This is a genomic window from Bradyrhizobium sp. USDA 4532, from assembly GCF_024171315.1.
GTDB classification, from domain to species: Bacteria; Pseudomonadota; Alphaproteobacteria; order Rhizobiales; family Xanthobacteraceae; genus Bradyrhizobium; species Bradyrhizobium australafricanum.
This window is the reverse complement of the sequence record NZ_JALJZN010000001.1, coordinates 2,983,588-3,008,567: the sequence shown is the minus strand read 5'-3', so window position 1 is coordinate 3,008,567 and position 24,980 is coordinate 2,983,588. Positions and strand designations below refer to the sequence as shown.

Here is a 24,980-nt window from a genome sequence, read left to right as displayed (position 1 = left end):
GCAAAAAGGCCCGGTTCCGAAGCGTTCGGAACCGGGCCTTTGTGTCTTGTGGGCGCAATCGGCCGGGAGCGTCAGCTCTTCGTCATCGTGATCGAGACGCCGCGGATCTCGCCCTTGGAGTCGATCTGCACGACCTGCTTGGAGCCGTTGGTCTGCAGGTTCAGGTTCGCGGCAAAGCCGGACGCCTCGACGAACACGTCGATCCGCCCGCCGCCGGCGGTGCCCTGCAGATTGCCGAAGATGTTGCGGCTCGCCTCGCTCCAGTTGCCGGAGATCCGGTCGCCCTGGCTGGTGACGTCGCTGGAGAGGTCGAACTTGTAGCTGTCGCTGGCGCAATGCAGGGACTGTTTCAGGCTCATGCCCGAGGGTGCGACCTTGTAATCCGCCTTGCAACGAATCCGTTCAGTCGTGCCGTTGGACAGCGCCACCGTGCCCGTTCCGGTCCAAGAGCCGGCAAAACCGGCAAACGGCCCGCTGGCCTGGGCGTGGACGGCGGAGGCAGAGAGCATCAGTGCGGCGCCGACGCCCACAGCCCTGAGAGCCTGACCATAAAGGCTGGAACCAAACCGTTTCATCGTGAATTTTCCCATCAAAATCAACGCTTCCTACGCAAGAAAGCGTCTCGCCGCATCGAAGGTTTAGTGTCACCGAAGAATGTTAGGTTCAAACGACAGAAACGGCGCGCGGCGCCCATATTGTCATCGAACAGAATCAGAAACCGTCGGCTTCGTGACGGCATGTAGCTTTGCGCAACTGCTATCCGCAATAGCCGAACGCGACAAAGTGATGGCACAAATCGTCATTGCGAATCAATAACTTATGTAGGGGTTTACAGCGCCGCAAATTTAGCCGCATTTAGCGGTGCTTGTCGTCAATCCGTTGCCGCGTTACGTGGCGTCTGCAAATCCCCAAAATCCGTCCCGGCCATGCCGAAGCGCTTTTCGGGAACAGATTTTCTGCTGTCGGAAATGAAGGAATACGATGCGTAAATTTCTCTTGGCTCTTGCCCTGTTGTCGATCCCGCTCTCCTCCAGCGCCTTCGCCCAGCAGCAGACGCGCGGGACACCCGATGAGCAGAAGGCCTGCACGCGCGACGTGCAGCGTCACTGCCGCGCCGTGATCGATCAGGGCGATTTCACCATTCTCGCCTGCCTGCAGCAGAACCGCAGCAAGATCAGCTCCGCCTGCGACCAGGTGCTGAAGACCCACGGCCAGTAAGGCCGGTTCGGGCCCCATGGATTGCCGCAAAGCCCGTGCTCGGCATGTGTGCCGGCCACGGGCTTGGTATGCTGGCGGTCACGGACAGCATTGGTTTTGGTGGCGTATTCCCCTATATGGGGCTCGCAAATCCCCCGCATGCGCTGACCTTTCGCGCCTGCGTCGTGCCATGACCAGTGTAGCCCAAATTTCCCATGACCACCGCGAGCGACCTGCGATCCGGAAAGACCCACCGCGACGAGAATTTCCCGGTCGCGTCGTGGATCATTCATCCGCGGCATCGTGCCCTGATCCTGGCCTTCTATAATTTCGTCCGCACCGCCGACGATATCGCCGATCACGCCACGCTGCCCGCCGAGGAGAAGCTGCGCTACCTCGACCTCATGGAGGCCGAGCTGCTTGGCAATGGCGACACCCAGAAGGAAGCGGTCAATCTGCGCCGCGCGTTCGCCGAGCGCAGCATGCCGCCGCGGCACGCGCTCGACGTGCTGGTGGCGTTCCGCCTCGACGTCACCAAGCTGCGTTACGAGAACTGGGACGATGTGATCGATTATTGCCGGTACTCGGCAATGCCGGTCGGGCGGTTCATGCTCGACGTGCACGGCGAGGATACCTCGACCTGGGCGGCGTCGGACGCGCTCTGCGCCGGGCTGCAGATCAACAACCATCTGCAGGACTGCGGCAAGGACTACCGCAACCTGAACCGTGTCTATTTGCCGCGCGATGCCCTGGCCGCCGCGGGCGCGACCGTCGAGATGCTCGGCGAGGCGAAATCGCAGCCGGCCCTGCTCAAATGCCTGCAGGCGCTCGCCGTGCGCACCGAGGCGCTGCTCGACCAGAGCAAGTCGCTCGCCGCCGAGGTGAAGGATTTCAGGCTGGGGCTCGAGATTTCCGTGATCCAGGCGTTCGCCGACAAGATCGTCAACATGCTGAAGGTGCGCGATCCGCTCAGCGAGCGCGTGCATTTGAGCCCGCTCGAACTGCTGCTGCAGAGCCTTGGCGGCGTGGCCGGCGAGACGGCGCGGCGTGCGACCGGACGGCGTGCGGTCTCCAAATCGGCGGCTGGCGCATGAGCGTGGAGGCGGCGGCCAACGCAAATTACGGAAGCACCGCGTCGGGCAGCTCGTTCTACGCCGCGATGCGCATTCTGCCGCGCGCGCAGCGCGAGGCGATGTTCCAGATCTACAGCTTCTGCCGGCAGGTCGACGACATCGCCGATTCCGACGGCCCGCGGCCGGAGCGGCTGGCCGCGCTGCAGCAGTGGCGCGACGATATCGACGCGCTCTATGCGGGGCATCCGCCGGAGCGGCTGAAGGACTATGTCGCCTCGGTGAAGACCTTCGGCCTGAAGCGCGAGGATTTTGTCGCGATCGTCGACGGCATGGAGATGGACGTGCCGCAGGACATCCGCGCGCCGGATCTCGCGACGCTCGATTTGTATTGCGATCGCGTCGCGAGCGCGGTCGGCCGGCTGTCGGTGCGCGTGTTCGGCCTGCCCGAGGACGACGGCATCCAGCTCGCCTATCACCTCGGCCGCGCGCTGCAGCTCACCAACATCCTGCGCGACATCGACGAGGATGCCGGCCTCGGCCGGCTCTATCTGCCGCGCGAATGGCTCTGGCACGCCGGCATCACCAATAACGATCCGGCCCGCGTCACCGCCGACCGCGCGCTGCCGAAGGTGTGCGCGCCGCTGGCCGAGCGGGCGAAGATGCATTTCCAGAAATCCGACGAGATCATGAAGCGCAATTCGCGCCGCGCCGTGCGCGCGCCGCGGATCATGTCGAAATACTACCGCGCGATTCTCGATCTTCTGATCGCGCGCGGCTTCACCGCGCCGCGCGCGCCGGTACGTGTGTCCAAGGCCGCCAAGATCGGCATCCTTCTTCGTTACGCGATCATCTGATGCAAAAGACCGTTCATATCATCGGTGCCGGCATTTCCGGCCTCTCCGCGGCCGTGCGCCTCGCCAATGGCGGCTACAAGGTGTTCGTCCATGAGGCAACGCAGCAGGCCGGCGGCCGCTGCCGCTCCTATTTCGACGCGGCCACCAGTCTCACCATCGACAATGGCAACCATCTGTTGCTGTCGGGCAATCGCCATGCGCTGAGCTACGCGCGCGCGATCGGCACCGAGGCCGGTCTCGTCGGGCCTGCGCGCGCGCAGTTTCCGTTCGTCGATCTTGCCAGCGGCCGGCGCTGGCAGCTCGACCTCGGCGATTCCCGCCTGCCGCTGTGGGTGTTCGACGAGGCGCGCCGCGTCCCGGACACTAGCCTGCGCGACTATCTCGCCTTGGCGCCGCTGGCTTGGGCCGGCACCGGTGCGCTGGTCGGCAACACTATTCCCTGCAAGGGCACGCTGTATGACCGCCTGGTGCAGCCGCTGCTGCTCGCCGCATTGAACGTCGATCCGCCGGAGGGCTCGGCCGGGCTCGCGGGCGCGATCGTGCGCGAGACGCTGCTCGCGGGCGGGCAGGCCTGCCGTCCGTTGATCGCGCGCGACGGCCTGAGCTCGGTCCTGATCGAGCCGGCCGTGAAGCTGCTGCAGGAGGGCGGCCACAGCGTCCAGTTCAGTCACGAATTGCGTGCGCTCGGCATGTCGGGTGATCGCATCAGTGAGCTCGATTTTGGCAATGGCGACAAGGTCGCGCTGGGAGCCGACGACGCCGTCGTGCTTGCGGTGCCGCCGCGGGCCGCGGCCGCGCTGCTGCCCGGCCTGAAAACCCCGACCAAATTCCGCGCCATCGTGAACGCGCATTTCCGCGTCGATCCGCCGCGCGACGCTGCGCCCATTCTCGGCGTGGTCGGCGGCCTCGTGGAGTGGCTGTTCGCGTTCCCGCAACGGCTGTCGGTGACGATCAGCAACGGCGACCGCCTGGTCGACATGCCGCGCGAGGAGCTCGCGCTGGCGATCTGGCAGGACATCTGCGAGGCCTCGGGGGTTTCCGGCGACCTGCCGCCCTGGCAGATCGTGCGTGAGCGCCGTGCCACATTTGAGGCGACGCCGGAACAGAATGCCCTGCGTCCGGGGCCCGCGACGGCGCAAAAAAACCTGTTCCTTGCCGGCGACTGGACTGCTACCGGGTTGCCGGCAACCATCGAGGGATCGGTGCGATCGGGGGATCGCGCCGCCGATCTGGTTCTGGCCAGACGTTAGATTCGACCTGTTGGCGCGTTTTCGAGCGAAGTGGCTACCGGTTCGCGTGAAGAAAACGCGACCAAACAGAAGGACAAGAACGTGATCCGAAGCAATCGGATCATGCTCTGGAGCGGCCGCGGCTTTCGATCAGCCGGCCCGCGATGAAGAGGATATCGAGCGAAATGCTTGCGAGAGATCACAGCGTTGCAGTCGACCCGGTCGCGCTGGAGAAGAGCATCTCCAAGGCAACCGAAGCGCTGCTCGGCTACCGTCAATCCGACGGGCACTGGGTGTTCGAGCTCGAGGCCGACAGCACCATTCCGGCCGAGTACATCCTGCTGCGTCACTACCTGGCCGAGCCGATCGATGCCGGGCTCGAGGCCAAGATCGGCAACTATCTGCGCCGCGTCCAGGGCGCCCATGGCGGCTGGCCGCTGGTGCATGACGGCCCGTTCGACATGAGCGCCAGCGTGAAGTCGTACTTCGCGCTGAAGATGATCGGCGATTCCGTCGACGCGCCGCACATGGCGCGGGCGCGCGAGGCGATCCGTTCGCGCGGCGGCGCTTCGGGCAGCAACGTGTTCACGCGATTCCTGCTCGCGCTCTATGGCGTCGTGACCTGGCGCGCGACGCCGGTGCTGCCGATCGAGATCATGCTGCTGCCGATGTGGTCGCCGTTCCACATCAACAAGATCTCCTACTGGGCGCGCACCACCATGGTGCCGCTGATGGTGCTTGCCGCGCTGAAGCCGCGTGCGAAGAATCCGAAGGGCGTCGGCATCGACGAACTGTTCCTGGAGGATCCGAAATCGGTCCGCATGGCGCCGAAGGCGCCGCATCAGAGCGCGAGCTGGTTCTATCTGTTCCGCTCGCTCGACGCCGTGCTGCGGGTAATCGAGCCGATGTTTCCGAAGAGCCTGCGCCAGCGCGCGATCGATGCCGCGCTCGCCTTCACCGAAGAGCGGCTGAACGGCGAAGACGGCATGGGCGCGATTTATCCGCCGATGGCCAACATCGTCATGATGTACGAGGCGCTCGGCAAGGACGAGAATTTCCCGCCGCGCGCCACCACCCGCCGCGGCATCGACAAGCTGCTCGTGATTAGCGAACACGAGGCCTATTGCCAGCCCTGCGTTTCGCCGGTGTGGGACACCGCGCTGGCCTGTCATGCGCTGCAGGAAGCGGGCGGCGACGACACCCTGGCCAAGGCCAGGCAGGGCCTCGACTGGCTGAAGCCGCGCCAGGTGCTGGACCTGAAGGGCGATTGGGCGGTCAAGGCGCCGGACGTCCGCCCGGGCGGCTGGGCGTTCCAGTACAACAACGACCATTATCCCGATCTCGACGACACCGCGGTGGTCGTGATGGCGATGGATCGCGTGCGGCGTCATACCGGAACCAGGGAATATGATGAGTCCATCGCGCGCGGCCGCGAGTGGATCGAGGGGCTGCAGAGCCGCGATGGCGGCTGGGCCGCATTCGACGTCAACAACCTCGAATATTACCTCAACAACATCCCGTTCTCCGATCATGGGGCATTGTTGGATCCGCCGACCGAGGATGTCACCGCGCGCTGCATCTCGATGCTGGGCCAGCTCGGCGAGACCGCCGAGAGCAACAAGGCGATGGCTGACGGCGTCGCTTATTTGCGCCGCACCCAGCTTGCCGAGGGCTCCTGGTACGGCCGCTGGGGCCTGAACTACATCTACGGCACCTGGTCGGTGCTCTCGGCGCTAAATGTCGCAGGGGTCGATCGCAACGACCCGATGATTCGGAAGGCGGTCGACTGGCTGGCGTCAGTCCAGAATCAGGACGGCGGCTGGGGCGAGGACGCCGTCAGTTACTGCCTGGATTACAAGGGTTATGAAGTTGCGCCTTCGACCTCCTCGCAAACGGCATGGGCTTTGCTTGGATTGATGGCGGCCGGAGAGGTCGAAAATCCCGCTGTTACGCGCGGGGTGGAGTACCTAAAGGCAACACAGACGGAAAAAGGGCTGTGGGACGAGCAGCGATACACAGCTACGGGGTTTCCGCGGGTATTTTACTTGCGATATCATGGCTACTCGAAGTTCTTTCCGCTCTGGGCGCTGGCGCGGTATCGAAATTTGAGAAGCACCAATAGCAGGGTGGTAGGGGTCGGGATGTGATTGTTGAGGCGGGGGCCGCCGAGACCGTGGGCAGTAGAATTGATCCTCGGCCGGTATTGATTGTGACTGGATTGGTGCAGGAGGCTCGCATCGCGGCAGGCCCCGGCATGATCGTAATCTGCAGTTCGAGCGATCCGCAGCAGCTGCGTGAGTTGCTAGCGACGCTGGATCCGAGCACCTTCCGTGGCGTGATTTCGTTCGGCGTGGCCGGCGGGCTCGATCCGTCGCTCAAGTCAGGCGACGTCGTGGTTGCGACCGAGGTGATGTCGGGCGATACCCGTTTCCTGGCCGCATCCGCGCTGAACGAAGAGATGATCGCCAGCGCCGCGCTGAAGCGCCGCAGGATCGTCCGCGGCAGTCTCGCCGGCGTGGAAGAGGTGATCGCGGCAAAGGCCTGCAAGGCCGCTCTGCGCTCGATGACGGGCGCAGCCGCAGTCGATATGGAGAGCCATATCGCGGCGGCCTATGCCGCCAAGGCCCGCATTCCGTTTGCCGCATTGCGCGTAATCAGCGATCCCGCGCACCGGGCGCTACCGGAACTTGCGAAATCCGCGGTGAAGCCGAACGGCGACATCGACCTGCGCAAGGTGCTGCGCGGCATCGCCCGCAATCCACGGACGCTGCGCGCGCTGGTGTCGACCGGAATTGACTTCAACCGCGCGCTGCGCTCGCTGCGCAGCTGCCGCGGCTTCCTGCTCGGCAACGAGGTGTTGATGCCGGTAGAAGACGTTCTGATCACAGCGAAGGCGGCCTGATCCGCTGCGCCGGGCAGGGACCGGGTTTCTCACCGCATCAAGCTCAACTCACAGGCCCGGTCGCATCGCGATCGGGCCTTTTGCTTTGATGCCCAAAGGTTTCGCTCGATGCCACGCTGTTCCGGTTCCACGCGATCAGCGGACTTGCGCGCTGTGCGGTGAGAGACCCCGCATATCCGTGTCCCTCGGGCCGGTGGGGTCGCGCGGCCAGCCTCTGACGACTTGCCAGCAGCGCGCCGGCGCCCCGGGAAGGCCCTACGCGGACCGCGCTGGGTCGACGCTTGACAGCTACGGCTATTCATCCGAGAATGAACTATGATCCTTTATTCATGAATTAAGGTTCACTATGGCAATCGCTGCCGTTCGCCTCAACCAGCTGGTCGAAACCAAAGCGCGTATTCTCGATGCCGCCAGGGAGGCCGTGGCGCTGAGTGGCTGGAAGGACGCCCAGATCGCCCTGATCGCCTCACGGGCCGGCGTGGCCACAGGCAGCGTGTATCGCTACTTCGACTCCAAGGCGGACCTGTACGCGCAGGTGCTCGCCCTGGTGTCCGAGCGCGAGGTGGCTGTCGTCGCCGCGATCGTCGAGGCGGAAGGCTCGGCGTCCCAGTGCCTGGTCGACGCGATCTACACTTTCGCGGTCCGGGCGATGCGCGGCCGCCGCCTGGCGTACGCGTTGATCGCCGAACCCTGTGAACCCGAGATCGACGCGGCGCGCCTGAAATACCGGGCGGCCCTGGCCGATCAGATCGCAAGGCTGGTTCGGCGCGGTATCGCCGGCGGTGAGTTCGTCGAGATCGACGCGAACGTCGCGGCATCCTGCGTGACCGGCGCCTTCATGGAGGCGCTGGTCGGTCCCCTTGCGCCCGAAGCGGCCCCCGATTCCGACGCGGCGAAGGCGATCGCACAGTCGATCGCAGGGCTTTCCGCGCGCATGCTGTTTCGCCACGCCACGCCTGAACTCATCCCTGTATCGCGAGTCTCCGCATGAACGCGCGCGTCCAGCCGGTTGCCGTCGCTGAAGCGAAAGCCGCTCCGTTTGCGACCCATGAAGTACGCAATCAGGCGCGGCCGGCGCTCGGCTTCAATGCGTTCGATGACGACCGCGCGCTGAGTGGCCTGATCGCGACGATCGCGCCGTGGGCGAAAGACAAGCTTTCCGCGCTCGGAGCTCATGCCGGCAGCGAATCCGTGCAGGAGGCGGCACGGCTGGCCAACGAGCACGAACCGAAGCTCCTGACCCATGACCGGTATGGCAACCGCAATGATTGGGTCGAATTTCATCCGGCCTGGCATCAATTGATGGCGCTGGCGTTCCGGAGCGAGGTGCATAGCCTCGCCTGGTCGACGCGCGAACCACACGGCCATCTGGCGCGTGCGGCGCTGAGCTATCTCTGGAACCAGATCGAGAACGGCGTCGGTTGCCCCACCGGGATGGCGTACGCCGCGATCGCCGGGTTCTCCGGCAAGCCGCAATTCAATTTGTGGCGGGAGCGAACGCTGGCGGCGGACTACGATCCGCGGCGGCTTCCGATCGAGGCCAAGCGCTCCGCGGTCATCGGTTACGCCATGACCGAAAAGCAGGGCGGCTCCGATCTGCGTGAGACCCAGACCACCGCGCGCTTTGTCGAGCGCGGCGCGCATGGCGAGATCTATGCGCTCACCGGCCACAAATGGTTCTTCTCGGTGCCGGTGGCCGACGGATTCTACACGCTGGCGCGCACCCAGTCCGGCGTCAGCTGCCTGTTCGTGCCGCGCCTGCTGCCCGATGGCAGTGCCAACCGCATCCACATTCAGCGTCTGAAGGACAAGTGCGGTAACCGGTCGAACGCGTCGAGCGAGATCGAGTACCACGATACGTGGTCGATCCTGGTTGGCGAAGAGGGCCGCGGCATCGCGGAAATCCTTTCGCATGCCCATCTGACGCGGCTGGATTTCGCGGTCGGCTCCGCCGGGCTGATGCGCCAGGCGCTGAGCCTCGCCCTCAACCACGCGCAAACGCGAACGGCGTTCGGCAAGCCGATGTCCGAGCTTCCGATGCAGCGCAACGTGCTCGCCGACCTCGCGCTCGAGAGCGAGGCGGCGATGCTCGGCGCGTTTCGCATCGCGCGCGCGACCGACGGTCTGCAGACAAGCGAACACGAGCGATTGCTGGCGCGGGTCGCGACACCCGTGATGAAGTTCTGGAACTGCCAGCGCGCGCCGGCCTTCACCTATGAATGCCTGCAGGTGCATGGCGGCAACGGCTTCATCATGGAGAATCCGATGGCCCGGCTCTATCGCGAGGCGCCGTTGAATTCGATCTGGGAAGGCACCTCGAACATGATGTGCATGGACGTTTTGCGCGCCATGCAACGCGATGCGAATTGCCGGGACGCATTCGTCGACGAGTTGCGTGCGAGCAGGGGCCTCAATCCGGTCTATGACCGAAGCACGGACGATCTCGCCGATCGCTTGCGTGCTCGATACCCGGACGACGGGCATGCGAGAGCACTCGTCACCCGCATGGCGCATGCGCTGCAGGCCGCCGAGATGCTGAAGCATGGCGACGCCGCTACCGCCGAACTGTTCGTGAAATCCAGGCTTGGCGCGGACGGGATGCAGGTATTGGGCGGGCTTCCATCGACGGAAGGTCTTGGCGCCATCGTCGAACGTGCCTCCGTCATCCATCACTGAGGGTCCAAGTCATGCGTCAGACCGAAGTTTGTGCCGTCAGCGATGTCAGGGCCGTCGTCGGAGACGAGGAGTGGGCAACCCGCGTCGACCTTGCGGCGTGCTACCGCCTGGTCGCGCTCTACGGAATGACCGACCTGATCTACAATCACATCAGTGCACAGGTCCCGGGGCATCACGATCAGTATCTGATCAATCCCTATGGCATGCTGTACAAGGAAATCACCGCCTCGAGCCTCGTCAAGATCGACATCGAGGGCCGGACCCTGCTGCAGCCCGACCACGGCTACAACGTCAACGTGGCCGGCTTCTATCTGCACGCCCCGATCCATCGCGCGCGGCCCGACGTGAACTGCGTTCTCCATACCCACACCAGGGCTGGCACCGCGGTCAGCGCGCTTGCCGAAGGGCTGCTTCCGCTGTCGCAGACGGCGATGCGGTTTCACGGTCGGATCGGTTATCACGATTTCGAGGGGCCGGCGATCGATCGGGAGGAATGCGACCGGGTCGTCGCTGATCTCGGTCGCAACAATGTGCTGGTGTTGCGCAATCATGGCCTCCTGGTGTGCGGCAACACGATTCCGCAGGCGTTCAACGCGATCTACTGGCTGGAGCAGGCCTGCCGGATCCAGGTCGACGCGCTCGGCTGTGGCCGGCCGCTGCATGCGCCGACCGAGATGGCGATCGGCAACACGGTGACCTGTTTTGCCGGCACCGAGATCACGCTGGACAATGAGCGCGACACCAATCCGGTGCTGAATGAAGCGGCGCAAAATCTGCAAGCCGGGTACGGCCTGCTGGAATGGCCGGCGCTACGGCGCAGGCTCGACCGCATCGACGGGAGCTATGCGCAATGAGCACGGCGCTGGCGGCGTTGCGGATCGGCTTCATCGGCGCCGGCCGCGTGGCGCAGACGCTCGCGCCGGCCTTCGCCTGCGCGGGGCTGAACGTCGCGGCGTTCTACAACCGCGGTGCCGATGCCGCGCAGCGGCTCGGATCCCGCATCCCGTCGGCGCGGCCGATGACGGATGCGCAGCAGGTCGTCGACCGCTGCGACATGGTTTTCCTGACCGTGAGCGACGACGCGATCCTGCCGGTCTGCCGCGACTTGCGCTGGGAGCCGCGTCACCGCGTGGTTCATTGCAGCGGCGCGACCGAACTGGCCGCGCTCGATCATGCGAAATCCGCAGGCGCCGCGACCGGCGGATTTCATCCGATGCAGATGTTTGCCAATCCCGACGTCGCGCTCGAGGGGTTGCGCGGATGCACCGTCGGCATCGAGGCAGAGGGCGACTTCAGGCGTGACCTGGAATTGCTTGCGACCCGCATCGGGTGTGAACCGCTCGCGCTGCCGGCCGGTGCGCGGGCGCTCTATCATGCGTCGGCCTATTACGTCGGTCCGTTCCTGATCGCGCTGCTCAAGGAGGGCGTCGAGCTCTGGAAGAGCTTTGGCGCCAGCGAGGCCGACGCGTTGCGCGCGATGATGCCGCTGCTGCGGGGGACGGTCGCGGCTGTTCTCGACGGTGGCCTCGCCAACGGCATGGGCGGCTGCGTGGCGCGCGGCGACGTCGGAACGATCCTCAAGCATCTCCGGGCGCTGGATGAGCGCTTTCCTCCCTCCGGCGCGCTGTATCGCGAGCTCGCCCTGCGCAACGTCCCGCTCGGGATCGAGCGCGGCACACTCAGTGCACCGCGGGCGGCAGAGATCGAGAGATTGCTTCTGCGCACGAGATCGGAAGAGCATGCGGCATCCTGATCCAAAGAAAAAAGCCCCGGTTCGCTGAACCGGGGCTTTCATGTTTCTGCTTTCGCTCACATCGCGCGTCAGGCGGCGGTCGAGGCCTTCGCTTGCTGCTTGGCGGCGGCGGCCGCAGCCTCGTCGCGGCGGATCTCCGAGAGCTTCTTCTGCACCTGCTCGGCGAAGATGTACTGCGCCGGACGCTGCTTCGACATGTCGATCTCGGGCGCCATCGGGCCCGATGTCCTGATGCCGCGCAGCGCAACCCACATCGCCTTCAGCGGATTGTTGATCGCGGCGGTCGCCGCGGTCGGCTCGTAGCCGCAATGGGCCATACAGTCGGCGCACTTCTCGTACTTGCCGGTGCCGTAGGTGTCCCAGTCGGTGGTGTCCATCAGCTCCTTGAAGGTCTTGGCGTAGCCTTCACCGAGCAGATAGCAGGGCTTCTGCCAGCCGAAGATGTTGCGCGCCGGCATGCCCCAGGGCGTGCACTCGTATTCCTGGTTGCCGGCGAGGAAGTCGAGGAACAGGCCGGAATGCATGAAATTCCACTTCTTGCCCTTGCCGAGCGCAAAGACGTCGCGGAACAGCTTCTTGGTCTTGGTGCGGTTGAGGAAGTGCTCCTGGTCGGGCGCACGCTCATAGGCGTAACCCGGCGACATCGAGACGCCGACGCCGAGCTCGGTGGTGAAATCGAGGAACTTGGCGATCTCCTCGGCCGGATGACCATCAAAGATTGTGGCATTGACGTTGACCGTGAAGCCGCGCGCCTTCGCCGCCTTGATCGCCGAGACGGCGCGATCGAACACGCCCTTCTGCGACACCGCCTTGTCGTGATGATCCTTCAGGCCGTCGAGATGCACCGAGAAGAACAAATAGGGCGACGGCTCGAACAGATCGAGCTTCTTCTCGAGCAGCAGCGCATTGGTGCACAGCGAGACGAACTTCTTGCGGGCCACGAGGCCGCGCACGATCTCGCCGATTTCCTTGTGGATCAGCGGCTCGCCGCCGGGGATCGCCACCATCGGCGCGCCGCACTCATCGGCCGCATCCCAGCATTCCTGCGCCGTCATGCGGCGATTGAGGATCGCATCGGGATAGTCGATCTTGCCGCAGCCGACGCAGGCGAGGTTGCAACGGAACAAAGGTTCCAGCATCAGCACGAGCGGATAGCGTTTGCGGCCAAGCAGCTTCTGCTTGATCAGATAACCGCCGATACGCATTTCCTTGAAGAACGGTATAGCCATTAGACGATTTCTTTCTGCACTTATCAAAGGGATGTGGGTTCAGATCAGCCCGCAGTCAGTTCGGCTGGCAGCCGGAATTCGATATTCTCTTCTCGGCCCGGAACGACCGAGACCGACACCGGTCCGATCCGCCGCAGAGCCTCGATCACATCGTCGACCAAAACTTCGGGCGCAGAAGCGCCCGCGGTAATGCCGACGGCCTTCGCATCCTTGAGCCAATCCGGATTGAGTTCGCTCCCATCGGCAATGAGATAACTCGCGACGCCGACCTCGGTGCCGATTTCACGAAGCCTGTTCGAGTTGGAACTGTTGGCGGCCCCCACCACCAAAATGACGTCAACCAGTTTGCTGAGGTCCCTTACCGCAGATTGGCGGTTCTGTGTCGCATAGCAGATATCCCTGATATCCGGGCCTTGAATATCTGTAAATTTTGCCTGAAGGGCCGCGATGATGTCCCTGGTGTCGTCCACGGACAGGGTGGTCTGGGTGATGTAGGCGACCGGCGTATCGCTCGGCAGCCTCAGTTCCGCCACGTCCTGGACACTCTGGACTAGCAGGACCGGCCCCGGAACCTGGCCCATGGTTCCCTCGACCTCGGGATGGCCGGCGTGCCCGATCAGGATCAGGGCGCGGCCCTTCGAGATATAGCGCTTGCCCTGGTTGTGGACCTTGGTGACGAGCGGGCAGGTGGCATTGAGCACCGGCAGATCGCGGGCTTCCGCCTCCTCCTCGACGCTCCTAGCAACGCCATGGGCACTGAAGACGGTCACCGCCTTGGCCGGCACTTCCGAGAGGTCCTCGACGAAGATCGCGCCCTTCTTCTTCAGGCTCTCGACGACGTGTTTGTTATGCACGATCTCGTGGCGGACATAGACCGGCGGCCCATACTTCTCGAGCGCGCGTTCGACGATCTCGATCGCGCGCACAACGCCCGCGCAAAAGCCGCGCGGCTGAGCAAGAAACACTTCCATCTGACGTCCGTTACGCAAATTGCACCAATCTCGTTCAATGCCCTGCGGCCTTTTCGGCAACGCACTCCACAGGTCGGACGTCGCAACGTCAGTTGCAATGTCTGAGCCATCATAGTTCCTGGACGGGATCTGCGCCCCAAGCGCATGGAAATACAGCGATTTGTGGCAAAAAGGTAGCGGTTCGATGGGGGCGTGGTCACGGACGAGGGGCGTTAGAGGTAATATGGTGTGGATTTCGACCCCTGCGACCGTCCGTCTCCCTCACTTGTTCGTCACTTTATCGCCCACTGATGCGGTTTATACCGGCCATTCGTGGCCGTTCCTGTGGTTTGGAACCTCCTCGCCGTCCCGTCGAGGAAGATAACCAAAACAACATTAGATCGGTCCCGGGAACTCCGCTACAGAGCGGGCGTTTTCGGCCATGCTTCCCCGAGATAGAAAGAAACGAAGTGCTGACAAATATTGTCGTCTCCGTTGTTAGAACCTGTACGCGTTTTGCCCTTCCGGTTGTGATTATCTCTGTCCTGTTGTCGATCGGCGCCGGCTTCTACACGGCCCGCAACTTCTCGATCAACACCGACATCAACAAGCTGATCTCGCCGGATCTCGATTGGCGCAAGCGCGACAACCAGTTCGAGGAAGCGTTTGATCGCGAGCGGCTGATCCTGGCGGTGGTCGAGGCAGCGACGCCGGAGCTGACCAGCTCGGCCGCGAAGGCGCTCACCGCGAAGCTGCAGGCCGACAAGAAGAACTTCGAAGCGATCACCGCGCTCGGCTCCGGCGAATTCTTCGAGAAGAATGGCCTCTTGTTCCTGCCGACCGAAGAGGTCGGCAAGGTCGCGGGCCAGCTCGAATCGGCTGCACCGTTGATCGAGATCATGGCCGGCGATCCCTCGATACGCGGCCTGACCGGCGCGCTCGAGACCGGCCTTGCCGGCGTCAAGCGCGGGCAGGTCAAGCTCGACAATGCCGCGCCGCCCTTCAACCTGATCTCCGAGACGGTCGAGACCGTCCTCGCCAAGGGCAACGCGACCTTCTCGTGGCGCGAGCTCACCAGCGACAAGCCGCTGACCGATTCGGACAAGCGCGCCTTCATCGAGATCAAGCCGATCATCGACTATTCGGCGCTGGAGCCGGGCAAGGCCGCGACCGATGCGATCCGCCAGGCGGCGGCCGATCTGAAATTCCCGACTGAATATCACGCGCGCGTTCGCCTGACCGGACCGGTGCCGATCGCCAACGAGGAATACGCCACCGTGCAGGACGGCGCGATCACCAACGGCATCGGCACCGTGGTGATCGTGCTGGTCATCCTCTGGATGGCGCTGCATTCCGGCAAGATCATCTTCGCCGTGTTCGTGAACCTGTTCATCGGGCTTGCCATCACCACGGCGGTCGGCCTGATGATGGTCGGCTCGCTGAACCTGCTCTCGATTGCCTTCGCCGTGCTGTTCATCGGCCTCGGGGTCGACTTCGGCATCCAGTTCAGCGTCCGCTACCGCTCCGAGCGCTTCAAGAACGACAATCTGACGCTGGCGCTGGAAAACGCGGCGCGCCGCTCGGCGGTGCCGTTGTCGCTCGCCGCGATGGCGACCGCTGCCGGTTTCCTCTGCTTCCTGCCGACCGACTACAAGGGCATCTCGGAGCTCGGCAAGATCGCCGGCGCCGGCATGCTGGTGGCGTTCGTCACCAGCATCACGGTGCTGCCGGCGCTGCTCGATCTGCTCAATCCGCCCGGCGAGAAGGAGCCGGTCGGCTACGCCTTCCTGGCGCCGCTCGATAACTTCCTGGAGAAGCATCGCGTTCCGATCATCGTCGGCACGCTGCTGGTCACGGTCGCGGGCTTGCCGCTGCTCCATTACATGAAGTTCGACTTCAACCCGATCAATCTGCGCAATTCCAAGGTGGAATCGATCGCGACCTTCCTCGACCTGAGGAAGGATCCGAACACCGGCGCCAATGCCATCAATGTGATGACGCGCTCGGAAGCCGACGCCAAGAAGATCGAGGCCAAGCTCGAGAAGCTGCCGGAAGTGTCGCGCGTGATGTCGCTCGACAGCTTCGTGCCCGACGACCAGCCGGCCAAGCTGAAGCTGATCGCGCAGGCGGCCAAGACGCTCGGCCCCGCGCTCAACCCGGATTCGGTCGATCCGGCGCCGTCGGATCAGGAGAATGTCGAGGCGCTGAAGAGCTCGGTCGACGGCCTGCGCAAGACCGCGGGCGACGGCAAGGGGCCGGGTGCGCTGGCCGCGCGCCGGCTCGCCGACGCGCTGCAGAAGCTCGCCGATGCGAATGAGGCGACCCGCGACAAGGCGCAGGACGTATTCGTCGCGCCGATGAAGATCGTGTTCGATCAGCTCCGCAATACCCTGCAGGCCCAGACCGTCACGCTGCAGAACCTGCCGCCGGAACTCGTCGCCAGCTGGAAGACCAAGGACGGCCTGATGCGTGTCGAGGTGGAGCCGAAGGGCGATCCGAACGACAACGACAATCTGCGTCGCTTTGCCGACGCCGTGCTCGCCGCCGAGCCGACCGCGATCGGCGGACCGGTCTCGATCCTGAAGTCGGGCGACGTCATCGTGAAGGCGTTCATCCACGCCGGCATTCTGGCGCTGGTCACGATCAGCCTGCTGCTGTGGCTCACGCTGCGCCGCGTCGTCGACGTGCTGATGACGCTGGTGCCGCTCCTCGTCGCCGGCATCGTCACGCTGGAGATTTGCGTCTTGATCGGGCTGCCGCTCAACTTCGCCAACATCGTCGCGCTGCCGCTGCTGCTCGGCGTCGGCGTGGCGTTCAAGATCTACTATGTCACGGCGTGGCGCCAGGGCAGGACGAATCTGCTGCAGTCGAGCCTGACACGCGCGATCTTTTTCAGCGCGCTGACCACGGCGACCGCGTTCGGCAGCCTGTGGCTGTCGAGCCATCCCGGCACCGCCAGCATGGGCAAGCTGCTGGCGCTCTCGCTGGTCACCACGCTCGCGGCGGTGTTGCTGTTCCAGCCGGCGCTGATGGGCAAGCCGCGCGAGGTCAAGGAGGAGGACATCGCCAACGACGTCACCTGACGCGTTGGCGATTCGCTGTCGAACCGGCTTGGCGGCAGGCGCCGCCGAGCCGCGATGTCAGCGGACGGTGTTCCCGCAGGTTTCCGCTAATGCGTCGGTCGCGCGATGTCGGGGAGCAGGCAGATATCGCCCACGGCGTCAGCCTGCGCATTGGCATTGCCCGGGGCCTGCTTTTGCCCCGGCTTGGTGGCCGGCGCCACGGCACCGGTGGTTTTCTGCGGTGCTGCTGACTTGGGCTGGGTGCCCTTCGCCGCCGGGCTGCCGGCGGCGCTCACCGGAATCGGCGGACCGACGCGGGTCCAGGTCTCGCCGCCGCACAGGAAGCCGAGCACGCAGCCCTGGATCTCGAGCTGATCGGTGCCGACGGGCTTGATGGTCGAGCTGTAGAGCTGGCCGTCCTTGGCGTTGTAGACCTGACCTTCCCACGCATCCGCGCCGGCCTTCTTCTTCATGTCGATCAGGATCGGCATGCCGAGCGTCGGCCTGCTCTGCTTCGCAGGATCAGGATTGTTCTTATCCTTGCCGCCTGGGGTTTTTTCCCAGGACACCGCACCCCACATGCTGCCATTACACTGGGCGACGCGGATGGTGGCGACACCGTCAGCGACCTTCCAGTCGCCGGTCGGGTCCGCTGCAAGTGCCGGTGATAATACGGTGGCCAAAAATAAACCTGAAAAGGCTATTGTACGCGCGAAAGTTCTTGGGCAGTGCAACATGGTCCAAACCTGTGCTTGACTGGACGATCCGAGCGGGGGTCAAAACGCCGCTAGCGAGCGTTTTAAGTTGACGAGATGGCCATCAACCGACGTATGTAACGAATGGTAAGTTCCAATTTAGACGTTTCCGAGATTTTTGTGGAGCGCGAGGGGCAGCGCGGTGCCATGCACACGCGTCACCTCAACGAGCAGCTCGTTCGCGTTCTCAAGACCATCGGCTACGACGTCGGCTTCCAGAAGGGGCAAGGCCAATACCTCTTCGATCGTCAGGGGGCTCGTTACCTTGATCTATTGAGCGGATTTGGCGTTTTTGCGATTGGCCGCAATCATCCGGCCCTGCGCCAGGCGCTGAAGAGCGTGCTCGACGCCGATCTGCCCAATCTCGTGCAGCTCGATGTCTCGACGCTCGCCGGCGTGCTCGCTGAACGTCTTCTGGAACATGTTCCATACCTGGACAAGGTGTTTTTCGCCAATTCCGGCGCCGAAACCGTCGAAGCCGCGATCAAGTTCGCGCGTGGCGCGACCGGCCGCCCCGGTATCGTCTATTGCGGGCATTCGTTCCACGGCCTGTCCTACGGCGCGCTGTCGCTGACGGATGATTCGAATTTCCGCGGCGGATTCGAGCCGCTGCTGCCGGGCTGCACTCCGATTCCCTTCAACGATCTCGAAGCGCTGGAGAAGGCGCTGTCGTCGCGCCAGGTCGGCGCCTTCATCGTCGAGCCGATCCAGGGCAAGGGCGTCAACATGCCCACCGACGAGTTCCTGCCCGGCGCGCTGGCGCTGTGCCGCAAATACGGCACGCTGTTCATCGCCGACGAGATCCAGACCGGCATCGGCCGCACCGGAAAATTCCTCGCGATCGAGCATTGGGGCATCGAGCCCGACATGGTGCTGCTGGCGAAGGCGCTATCCGGCGGTCATGTGCCGATCGGCGCGCTGCTGACGCGCAAGAACATCTTCGACAAGATCTTCAACCAGATGGACCGCGCGGTCGTGCATGGCTCGACCTTTGCCAAGAACGATCTGGCGATGGCCGCCGGCATCGCCACGCTCGACGTCATCAAGGCCGAGAAGCTCGTCGAGAACGCCGCCAAACGCGGCGCCGAGCTCCGTCTTGCGCTGACGCGCATGGTGCCCGGCTATGAACTGATGAAGGAAGTGCGCGGCAAGGGCCTGATGATCGGCGTCGAGTTCGGTCCGCCGAAATCGCTGCGGCTCAAGGCGTCGTGGAATCTGCTGGAGACCGCCAACAAGGGCCTGTTCTGCCAGCTGATCACGGTACCGCTGTTCAAGGATCACAAGATCCTGACCCAGGTCGCCGGCCACGGCCTCCACACCATCAAGCTGCTGCCGCCGCTCATGATCACCGAAGAGGACTGCACCTGGATCGAGAAGTCGTTCGACGACGTGATCGCCGGCAGCCACAAGGTGCCCGGCGCGATCTGGTCGCTCGGCAAGACGCTGGTCGACAACGCGGTGCGCAAGTCGGCGTAGGCCTCACGATGTAGCCCGGATGGAGCGAAGCGAAATCCGGGATTCTCACAACCGGCAAGACCGTTCCCGGATTGCGCTTCGCTCCATCCGGGCTACAAGATTTCACCCCTCCTTGTTGGCGCGCATTGCGCCCTCGAACTTGTCGCCGAACTCGCTCAGCTCGTCGGCGCCGAGATCGCTGACCGCCCAGTAGTTCAGGCCGCGGTCGCTCCAGCGGCGGATGTTGAAGCCCTGCAGTGTCGAGATCTTCGCCGCCTTGCGTTCGGTGTTCGCGGTCTGCGCCACGAACAGGTTGATGACGTGCTGGCGCCGCTTGTAGACCACGGCGCCGATCTCGCGGGCGTTGACGTAGTCGAGCCGGCCGCCGATCAGCGTGAAGCCCTGCGCGGTGAGATCGATCACTGGCGGCGAGACGTCGAGCTTGCCGTTGAACCAGGGCTTGACCGTATGCTGATCCGTCGAGATCACGTCGGTGAGGTGGCCGGCCTGCAGCGAACGCAGATGCGCCGACACCACCTCGTTCTCGATGCGCTGCTCATCATCGTTGCGCAGCACGATCGCGACAAGGCCGGTCGCTGCCATCGCCGACACCGCGGAGCCCAGCGCGAAGCCGCGCAGCACCGAGCGCCGGGTCGGCGCCGCCTGCGCTTGCGGTTGCGGCAGTGACTTCTCGATCTTGCGGCGCAGCTCGAGCGGCGCCTTGTAGCGCAAATCGCTCTCGGCGATCGCCTGGCGGATCTCCTGATACTCCTTCATGAGCGCGGCACAATGCGCGCACCCCTCGACATGGACTTCCACTTCGCGCGCATGGCCGGCGTCGAGTTCGCCGTCGATCAGCGCGTGGATCAGCACTTCGGCTTCCTCGCAGGTCATTTCGCTTGCTCCTGTTCCGCAAGCCAGGCCGATCGCAGCATGGCGCGGGCACGCGCGAGGCGGGACATCACGGTGCCGACCGGCACGGCGGCGACATCGGCGATCTCGCGGTATGAAAGATTCTGGATTTCCCTGAGAACGAAGGTCTCGCGGAACGGCTCGGCAAGCGCCGCGACCAGCTTGCGCACGGTTTCGCCGTCGAAGCGGCGCAGCAGCTGCTTTTCCGGGGTCTCCGGGGCTTCATTCCATAACGGGGTCTGCTCGCCGCCTTCGGGCAACTCCTCGACCGCGGTCGGGGCGGTCTTGCGCCTTGCATATTCGGCACGGCAGACATTGCGCAGGATGGCGAACAGCCACGGCTTCATCGCAGGTCCGCGGTAGCTGTCGAAATGCTTGTAGGCGCGCAGATAGCATTCCTGCACCGCATCCTCGGCGTCGGCGGCATCGCGCAGCAGATAGCGGGCCAGCGTATAGGCGTCGTCAAGGTACGGCAGCGCGGCCTCGCGGAAGCGCCGCGCCTTTTCGGGATCGTCTTGCGACGCGTTGACAACCATCGTGTCCTGTCCGGCATGTCGAGAGACGGCTCGTGCCCGGCCGGGGGCGGAGGGCCACCGGCCGGGCATGGTTGTGATTGTATGAGTTGTCACGTTACCCAACCTTGACACTGCCTGTCATGTGCGGATGCAGCGAGCAGAAATACTTGTACTCGCCGGGCTCCGTGAAGGTGAACGAGAAGGTGCCGTCGGTATCCATGGTCTTGGAGCGGAATTTGCCCGCGCACACCACGGTGTGCGGGATGTCGTCGCGGTTGGTCCAGGTCACGGTCGTGCCGACCTTCACGTCAAGCTGGGGCGGGGTGAACGAGAAGTTGTCGATGTGAACCGCGGTATCTTCGGCGCGGGCCGCCGTGACCGGCAGCAGCATGGTCGCGACCACGGCGATCCCGAAGTCGCGTCGATTGATCGAACTCATCGGTCTTGTCCCTCAGCCTTGCAGCGGCGTGTCGATGATCGCCAGCGGCTGGCTGTTCTGCTTGAAGTTGATGCTGGCGACGCCGAGCATGCTGCGCAGCTTGGCATCCTCCACCTTCATCGGGCCGGGCGAGGGGGCGGAGCCCGGCGCCGGCTGCGGGAAGGCGGTCGAACGCGCGGTGTGGAAGGTGACGTTGCCCTCGACCTTCTGCATCACCTGGTGGATGTGGCCGTTAAGCACTGTGACCGAGCCGAAGCCCTTGACGTATTCCAGCGCACGGGCGCCGTCCTCGGTGCCCCAGCCCCATTGCGGATAGACCGTCCACAGCGGGATGTGGGCGAACAGCACGATCGGCGTCGACTTCGAGCGGCCCTTGAGGTCGTTCTCCAGCCATTCGAGCTGCTCGTTGCCGAGATTGCCGAGGCCGCCGCCCTTGAGGTCGACGACGTTGACGAGGCCGATGAAATGCACGCCGCCGGCATCGAACGAATAGTAGCCCGGACCCTTGGTGCCGCGGCCGTAGCGCTCCTTGTAGAGCTTGACCTCCTCGTCGATGAAATCGTGCTCGCCCGGCACGTAGTGCACGTCGAGCTTGGCCTGCGAGATGATGCGATCGGCGTCATCGAATTCGGATGCCTTCGACAGATGCGTGATGTCGCCGGTGTGGATCATGAAGGACGGCTTGACCTGCATCGCCCGGACCTTGTTGATGGCCTCTTCCAGCGTGCCGATGGCGTTCGGGTTGGCCGGCTTGTCGAAGCCGACATGACTGTCGCTGATCTGCATGAAGGTCATGCCGGGCGCAGCTTCCGCAGCCGCGGCCGAGCCGACGATGCCGAGCGAATGCGGCACGCCGCCGGTGACGGTCCACAGCACGCCGGTGCCGGCCCAGGTCATGCATTCCAGCACCTTGCGTCGGCTGACGCCTTTTTCCTCATCGCGATGGTCGTGATCGTGTCCGCTCATGGCAAGTCTCCCGTGGGCCCAGGGATTGGGTTTCCGGGGAGGTGATCGGCGGGGCTGGGGCTTTATTCCCGAGGCCTCGGCGGGGCCGAGGGCAGGGATGACGATTTCGTGAGGTGCGACGCCGGCCCGCATGATCGGCAGGCGCAGGGGACCGCGCGACAGCTCGACGCAAGGGCAAGATACGCAATTGAAGCATTGCTTCTCGCAGCGTTATCGATCCGGCAAACCACTGATCAAGCGGAGGAAAACATGGCTGACGTCACCGGCGGCTGTCACTGCGGCGAGATCCGTTACGAGGTGACCGGCGAACCGGTCGTCCATGCTTTGTGCCACTGCACCGATTGCCGGCGCCACGCCGGCGCGCCGATGGTTGGCTGGATCATGGTTGCCGAGGACATGGTCAAGGTGACCAAGGGGCAGCCCAGGATCTACCGATCCTCGGAGCATGGCCGGCGGCACTTCTGCGCGAACTGCGGCAGCGGACTTTTCTATACCAATGGCAACATGCTGCCCGGGTTCATCGACATCCAGAGCGGCACCTATGACGATCCCGACGCGGTGCCGGCCACGATGCATATCCAGGTCGCGGAGCGGCTGCGCTGGATGGAGGATGCGCATGAGCTGCCGACCTTCGACCGCTTTCCGCCGCCGGAATGACCGCCGGTTGATGAACGCGGCGCGGCCTCTGGCGAAGAGGCGATGCGCGCCGCGACATGGAATCGCCCCGCAACGTAGACGCCTGCGCCCGTTTGGCTTTACTCGTCCTCGTCTTCCGGACCGCCGCGCTGCTCGATTGCATTTCGCACGCTACGCATGACAGCGAACGACACGAACGCCATCCTTCTCTTCTGATCATCGCTCAATGTCTTGTAGAGCGGCTCCCAGGCATCGGCGAGCTTCTTGAGGTCGGTCCCGCGCTGAATCAGCCGATCCGCCCTGCGCTGCATGAATTCGACCGGATTGCCTTCATGCATTCCGTCCATCGGTCCGTTTTCGTGCAATTCGGCAATGCGCTCCAACCGAGCCTGCCGATTTTTCGCTCTGGTGCGGATCGCATCCTCGATGGCCGGCCAGTACTTCTCCTGATCCGGAGTCAGCTGCAAGGCGGCCTTGACGATGCCGACGCGCATGTCGGTCAGGCTCTTCAGGTCGGCGGCGCTGGGTGGCGCAACGCCGACAGTCGGGGATGTCTCTGCTGCGATGGCGAGAGACGAGGTTGTCATCAAAAGTGCAATCGCTGCGGCGGCTGCGTTCCTCGTCATTGCAAACTCCTGAGCTGCTTTTCTTGGACGTCCCGAGAAGGAAAACATAGCCGGATCGGCTGCCGGTTGATCTAGGTCAAAGGGGCAGGGAGCCGGAGGCAGGAACGCTCTTCTGACCGTTCGCAAAATACCGAGCGACGTCGGCTGTTTGCGGGTTGAGCTAGATTAAGCGCGGGCGGTCCATGGTGTTCAGAAATTGCTGTCCAACTCCCACCGACCGGGCGGTCCCATGCACCTTCTGCTCAAGGAAATTCGTCACAATCCATTATTCTGGATGCTTGTCTTCGTGCCGATTGTGCTGGTGGTCGAGACGGCAGCTCCGTCCGCCCACACAGCACTGTTTGTGCTCGCCGTGCTGGCCATCGTGCCGTTGGCTGCCCTTCTCAGCCACGCGACGGAAAGCGTCGCGGAGAAAACGGGCGACGCAATCGGAGGCTTGCTCAACGCAACCCTGGGCAATCTGACCGAGCTGATTATCGCGATCGCTGCGCTGCATGCCGGCGAATACATGCTGGTGAAGGCATCGATCGCTGGTGCCATCGTCACCAATTCACTCTTCATGCTCGGCGCATCGTTCCTGCTCGGGGGGCTCCGCCATCACGTTCAGGAATATAACCGGGCCGGCGGGAGGATGTATGCAGCGCTGCTACTGATGGCGACGATTGCGCTGCTTGCGCCCTCGGCTGTCGCCGACCTCGATCCGGCGCGCGGCGAGGCCATGGCGCTGGCTCTCAGTACGGGCCTCGCTGTGCTACTGATATGCGCCTATGGGCTCGGCTTGCTGTTCTCGCTCAAGACACACAAGGAGCTGTTCGCAAGCGAGGAGCATGGCGAAACCGGCGGCGCCGGCTGGCCGATCGGACTTGCGTTAGGCACCCTTCTCGTCGTCACGGTGCTGGTTGCGCTGGTCAGCGAAATATTCGTCAGCTCGGTGCAGAAAGCGGGCGAGACGCTGGGATTGAGCCCGGCGTTCGTCGGTTTCATCATCGTCGCGCTGGTCGGCGCCGCGGCAGAAATGGCGGTCGCGTTTTCTGCGGCGCGCAAGAACCGTCTCGATATGAGCGTCAGCATCGCGCTCGGCAGCGCGTCTCAAATCGCCTTGTTTGTCGCGCCGGCACTGGTGCTTCTGAGCTACGTCGTCGGTCCGAAGCCGATGGATTTGCAGTTCTGGCCGGGCGCCGTGACGATGGTCATGATCGCCTCCGTGACGTCCTGCTTCATCACCAACAGCGGACGGTCGGCATGGTTTATCGGCGCCTTGCTCGTGCTCATCTATGTGATTTTCGCCATGACCCTGTACATGGTGCCACCTGGATCGCACGGCCCGGTTTGATCAACGGCGAGCGTTGCCGGCACCAATCCGGACGAGGGCGCGTGTTCTTCGTCGCGTTCACGCGGACCCCTGATGGCTTTAGAGCGGTAGCTCGCTCTGACCGCGCGTCCAGTCGATGATGTCGATCTGGAGCCCCCGTTTCAGAATCTCGGCCTCAAGATTGCTGGCATGCCGCTTCCATTCGGCCGTCGACCGGACCCGGAATTTTGGATCTTCACCGTTTGCCTCAAACTCATCGTCGGCTTCGAGCGCGCCGCGAACAGCCTCGTACATCATCTTAAGGCTCGCGTCGGTGAAGGCGTCGTACTCCATCGAGCCGTCTCCTTGGAAAAGCAAAATGCAAGGGACCGCCACGATGGCGATCATGGCGTCTCTTTGCGATCGATCCATTCAACATGGACATGCCGATGCCTGACCG

General features: G+C 63.9%; 24 protein-coding genes. 14 read left to right on the top strand and 10 right to left on the bottom strand.

Annotated elements, in window-relative coordinates; genetic code table 11:
- Positions 1–71 precede the first annotated feature (71 nt).
- Positions 72–575 (bottom strand): hypothetical protein, encoded by a 504-nt coding sequence (locus J2R76_RS14415; RefSeq protein WP_028331723.1) that lies wholly within the window; start codon positions 573–575, stop codon positions 72–74.
- A gap of 406 nt (positions 576–981) precedes the next feature.
- On the opposite strand from J2R76_RS14415, the gene J2R76_RS14410 reads away from it, so the two are divergent.
- The 10 genes from J2R76_RS14410 (at position 982) to J2R76_RS14365 (ending at position 11,684) form a co-directional block, all read left to right on the top strand.
- Complete coding sequence (locus J2R76_RS14410; protein ID WP_057015701.1) at positions 982–1,218, top strand: hypothetical protein; 237 nt, start codon at positions 982–984, stop codon at positions 1,216–1,218.
- 194 nt (positions 1,219–1,412) lie between these two features.
- Positions 1,413–2,291 (top strand): squalene synthase HpnC, encoded by an 879-nt coding sequence (hpnC, locus tag J2R76_RS14405; protein WP_076833033.1) that lies wholly within the window; start codon positions 1,413–1,415, stop codon positions 2,289–2,291.
- Positions 2,288–3,124 (top strand): presqualene diphosphate synthase HpnD, encoded by an 837-nt coding sequence (hpnD, locus tag J2R76_RS14400; protein WP_076833035.1) that lies wholly within the window; start codon positions 2,288–2,290, stop codon positions 3,122–3,124. The genes hpnC and hpnD overlap by 4 nt, the downstream gene beginning before the upstream one ends.
- Positions 3,124–4,374 (top strand): hydroxysqualene dehydroxylase HpnE, encoded by a 1,251-nt coding sequence (gene hpnE / locus J2R76_RS14395; RefSeq protein WP_076833038.1) that lies wholly within the window; start codon positions 3,124–3,126, stop codon positions 4,372–4,374. Before hpnD ends, hpnE begins: the two co-directional genes overlap by 1 nt.
- Before the next feature lie 164 nt (positions 4,375–4,538).
- Complete coding sequence (shc, locus tag J2R76_RS14390; RefSeq protein WP_076833041.1) at positions 4,539–6,500, top strand: squalene--hopene cyclase; 1,962 nt, start codon at positions 4,539–4,541, stop codon at positions 6,498–6,500.
- A complete protein-coding gene (locus J2R76_RS14385) occupies positions 6,497–7,255 on the top strand; it encodes a phosphorylase (protein WP_076833044.1) in 759 nt (252 codons plus the stop codon). The genes shc and J2R76_RS14385 overlap by 4 nt, the downstream gene beginning before the upstream one ends.
- Before the next feature lie 346 nt (positions 7,256–7,601).
- A complete protein-coding gene (locus tag J2R76_RS14380) occupies positions 7,602–8,246 on the top strand; it encodes a TetR/AcrR family transcriptional regulator (RefSeq protein ID WP_057015695.1) in 645 nt (214 codons plus the stop codon).
- On the top strand, positions 8,243–9,931 hold the full coding sequence (locus J2R76_RS14375; protein WP_141339505.1) for an acyl-CoA dehydrogenase family protein: 1,689 nt from the start codon (positions 8,243–8,245) through the stop codon (positions 9,929–9,931). Before J2R76_RS14380 ends, J2R76_RS14375 begins: the two co-directional genes overlap by 4 nt.
- A gap of 11 nt (positions 9,932–9,942) precedes the next feature.
- Positions 9,943–10,785, top strand: a complete 843-nt coding sequence (locus J2R76_RS14370; protein WP_141339507.1) for a class II aldolase/adducin family protein — start codon at positions 9,943–9,945, stop codon at positions 10,783–10,785.
- Positions 10,782–11,684 (top strand): Rossmann-like and DUF2520 domain-containing protein, encoded by a 903-nt coding sequence (locus J2R76_RS14365; RefSeq protein ID WP_076833049.1) that lies wholly within the window; start codon positions 10,782–10,784, stop codon positions 11,682–11,684. Before J2R76_RS14370 ends, J2R76_RS14365 begins: the two co-directional genes overlap by 4 nt.
- 68 nt (positions 11,685–11,752) lie before the next feature.
- Here J2R76_RS14365 and hpnH read toward each other — a convergent pair whose 3' ends face one another.
- Positions 11,753–12,913, bottom strand: coding sequence for an adenosyl-hopene transferase HpnH (gene hpnH / locus J2R76_RS14360; protein ID WP_028331712.1), 1,161 nt, complete (start codon positions 12,911–12,913; stop codon positions 11,753–11,755).
- Positions 12,914–12,957: 44 nt separating this feature from the next.
- Positions 12,958–13,884, bottom strand: coding sequence for a 4-hydroxy-3-methylbut-2-enyl diphosphate reductase (gene ispH / locus J2R76_RS14355; protein WP_076833051.1), 927 nt, complete (start codon positions 13,882–13,884; stop codon positions 12,958–12,960).
- A 449-nt stretch (positions 13,885–14,333) separates the two neighbouring features.
- On the opposite strand from ispH, the gene J2R76_RS14350 reads away from it, so the two are divergent.
- Positions 14,334–16,946 (top strand): MMPL family transporter, encoded by a 2,613-nt coding sequence (locus tag J2R76_RS14350; protein ID WP_076833054.1) that lies wholly within the window; start codon positions 14,334–14,336, stop codon positions 16,944–16,946.
- 86 nt (positions 16,947–17,032) lie between these two features.
- Here J2R76_RS14350 and J2R76_RS14345 read toward each other — a convergent pair whose 3' ends face one another.
- Positions 17,033–17,662 carry a DUF2147 domain-containing protein gene (locus J2R76_RS14345; RefSeq protein WP_141339510.1) on the bottom strand — a complete coding sequence of 210 codons (630 nt, stop codon included), beginning with the start codon at positions 17,660–17,662 and terminating at the stop codon, positions 17,033–17,035.
- A 102-nt stretch (positions 17,663–17,764) separates the two neighbouring features.
- Between J2R76_RS14345 and hpnO the strand changes: the two genes are divergently transcribed.
- Positions 17,765–19,156, top strand: a complete 1,392-nt coding sequence (hpnO, locus tag J2R76_RS14340; protein WP_057015689.1) for an aminobacteriohopanetriol synthase HpnO — start codon at positions 17,765–17,767, stop codon at positions 19,154–19,156.
- A gap of 102 nt (positions 19,157–19,258) precedes the next feature.
- Here the strand turns inward: hpnO and J2R76_RS14335 are convergent, their stop codons facing one another.
- The 4 genes from J2R76_RS14335 to J2R76_RS14320 all read right to left on the bottom strand — a co-directional run bounded on the left by J2R76_RS14335 (position 19,259) and on the right by J2R76_RS14320 (position 21,967).
- Positions 19,259–20,029, bottom strand: a complete 771-nt coding sequence (locus tag J2R76_RS14335; RefSeq protein ID WP_057015688.1) for an anti-sigma factor — start codon at positions 20,027–20,029, stop codon at positions 19,259–19,261.
- On the bottom strand, positions 20,026–20,583 hold the full coding sequence (locus J2R76_RS14330) for a sigma-70 family RNA polymerase sigma factor (protein WP_018270594.1): 558 nt from the start codon (positions 20,581–20,583) through the stop codon (positions 20,026–20,028). Before J2R76_RS14330 ends, J2R76_RS14335 begins: the two co-directional genes overlap by 4 nt.
- A gap of 94 nt (positions 20,584–20,677) precedes the next feature.
- Complete coding sequence (locus J2R76_RS14325) at positions 20,678–21,001, bottom strand: cupredoxin family copper-binding protein (RefSeq protein ID WP_028338682.1); 324 nt, start codon at positions 20,999–21,001, stop codon at positions 20,678–20,680.
- A gap of 12 nt (positions 21,002–21,013) precedes the next feature.
- Positions 21,014–21,967: a metallophosphoesterase gene (locus J2R76_RS14320; RefSeq protein WP_057015687.1), complete on the bottom strand. Its 954-nt coding sequence runs from the start codon at positions 21,965–21,967 to the stop codon at positions 21,014–21,016.
- A gap of 249 nt (positions 21,968–22,216) precedes the next feature.
- Between J2R76_RS14320 and J2R76_RS14315 the strand changes: the two genes are divergently transcribed.
- A complete protein-coding gene (locus J2R76_RS14315) occupies positions 22,217–22,624 on the top strand; it encodes a GFA family protein (protein WP_076833057.1) in 408 nt (135 codons plus the stop codon).
- A 98-nt stretch (positions 22,625–22,722) separates the two neighbouring features.
- Here J2R76_RS14315 and J2R76_RS14310 read toward each other — a convergent pair whose 3' ends face one another.
- On the bottom strand, positions 22,723–23,229 hold the full coding sequence (locus J2R76_RS14310; protein WP_057015685.1) for a Spy/CpxP family protein refolding chaperone: 507 nt from the start codon (positions 23,227–23,229) through the stop codon (positions 22,723–22,725).
- A 229-nt stretch (positions 23,230–23,458) separates the two neighbouring features.
- Here J2R76_RS14310 and cax point away from each other — a divergent pair, with 229 nt between their 5' ends.
- Positions 23,459–24,562, top strand: coding sequence for a calcium/proton exchanger (cax, locus tag J2R76_RS14305; RefSeq protein WP_076833060.1), 1,104 nt, complete (start codon positions 23,459–23,461; stop codon positions 24,560–24,562).
- A 78-nt stretch (positions 24,563–24,640) separates the two neighbouring features.
- Here cax and J2R76_RS14300 read toward each other — a convergent pair whose 3' ends face one another.
- Entirely contained in the window at positions 24,641–24,928 is a 288-nt protein-coding gene (locus tag J2R76_RS14300) for a hypothetical protein (RefSeq protein ID WP_244558960.1), read from the bottom strand.
- Between the last annotated feature and the right edge of the window lie 52 nt (positions 24,929–24,980).

Coding starts and splice junctions, on each gene's coding strand:
- cax (WP_076833060.1), top strand. CDS start 23,459: ATGCACCTTCTGCTCAAGGAAATTCGTCACAATCCATTATTCTGGATG.
- shc (WP_076833041.1), top strand. CDS start 4,539: ATGCTTGCGAGAGATCACAGCGTTGCAGTCGACCCGGTCGCGCTGGAG.
- J2R76_RS14325 (WP_028338682.1), bottom strand. CDS start 21,001: ATGAGTTCGATCAATCGACGCGACTTCGGGATCGCCGTGGTCGCGACC.
- J2R76_RS14335 (WP_057015688.1), bottom strand. CDS start 20,029: ATGACCTGCGAGGAAGCCGAAGTGCTGATCCACGCGCTGATCGACGGC.
- hpnE (WP_076833038.1), top strand. CDS start 3,124: ATGCAAAAGACCGTTCATATCATCGGTGCCGGCATTTCCGGCCTCTCC.
- hpnH (WP_028331712.1), bottom strand. CDS start 12,913: ATGGCTATACCGTTCTTCAAGGAAATGCGTATCGGCGGTTATCTGATC.
- J2R76_RS14320 (WP_057015687.1), bottom strand. CDS start 21,967: ATGAGCGGACACGATCACGACCATCGCGATGAGGAAAAAGGCGTCAGC.
- J2R76_RS14365 (WP_076833049.1), top strand. CDS start 10,782: ATGAGCACGGCGCTGGCGGCGTTGCGGATCGGCTTCATCGGCGCCGGC.
- J2R76_RS14315 (WP_076833057.1), top strand. CDS start 22,217: ATGGCTGACGTCACCGGCGGCTGTCACTGCGGCGAGATCCGTTACGAG.
- J2R76_RS14415 (WP_028331723.1), bottom strand. CDS start 575: ATGAAACGGTTTGGTTCCAGCCTTTATGGTCAGGCTCTCAGGGCTGTG.
- hpnO (WP_057015689.1), top strand. CDS start 17,765: ATGGTAAGTTCCAATTTAGACGTTTCCGAGATTTTTGTGGAGCGCGAG.
- J2R76_RS14345 (WP_141339510.1), bottom strand. CDS start 17,662: ATGTTGCACTGCCCAAGAACTTTCGCGCGTACAATAGCCTTTTCAGGT.
- J2R76_RS14310 (WP_057015685.1), bottom strand. CDS start 23,229: ATGACGAGGAACGCAGCCGCCGCAGCGATTGCACTTTTGATGACAACC.
- J2R76_RS14380 (WP_057015695.1), top strand. CDS start 7,602: ATGGCAATCGCTGCCGTTCGCCTCAACCAGCTGGTCGAAACCAAAGCG.
- ispH (WP_076833051.1), bottom strand. CDS start 13,884: ATGGAAGTGTTTCTTGCTCAGCCGCGCGGCTTTTGCGCGGGCGTTGTG.
- J2R76_RS14330 (WP_018270594.1), bottom strand. CDS start 20,583: ATGGTTGTCAACGCGTCGCAAGACGATCCCGAAAAGGCGCGGCGCTTC.
- hpnD (WP_076833035.1), top strand. CDS start 2,288: ATGAGCGTGGAGGCGGCGGCCAACGCAAATTACGGAAGCACCGCGTCG.
- J2R76_RS14370 (WP_141339507.1), top strand. CDS start 9,943: ATGCGTCAGACCGAAGTTTGTGCCGTCAGCGATGTCAGGGCCGTCGTC.
- hpnC (WP_076833033.1), top strand. CDS start 1,413: ATGACCACCGCGAGCGACCTGCGATCCGGAAAGACCCACCGCGACGAG.
- J2R76_RS14300 (WP_244558960.1), bottom strand. CDS start 24,928: ATGATCGCCATCGTGGCGGTCCCTTGCATTTTGCTTTTCCAAGGAGAC.
- J2R76_RS14410 (WP_057015701.1), top strand. CDS start 982: ATGCGTAAATTTCTCTTGGCTCTTGCCCTGTTGTCGATCCCGCTCTCC.
- J2R76_RS14375 (WP_141339505.1), top strand. CDS start 8,243: ATGAACGCGCGCGTCCAGCCGGTTGCCGTCGCTGAAGCGAAAGCCGCT.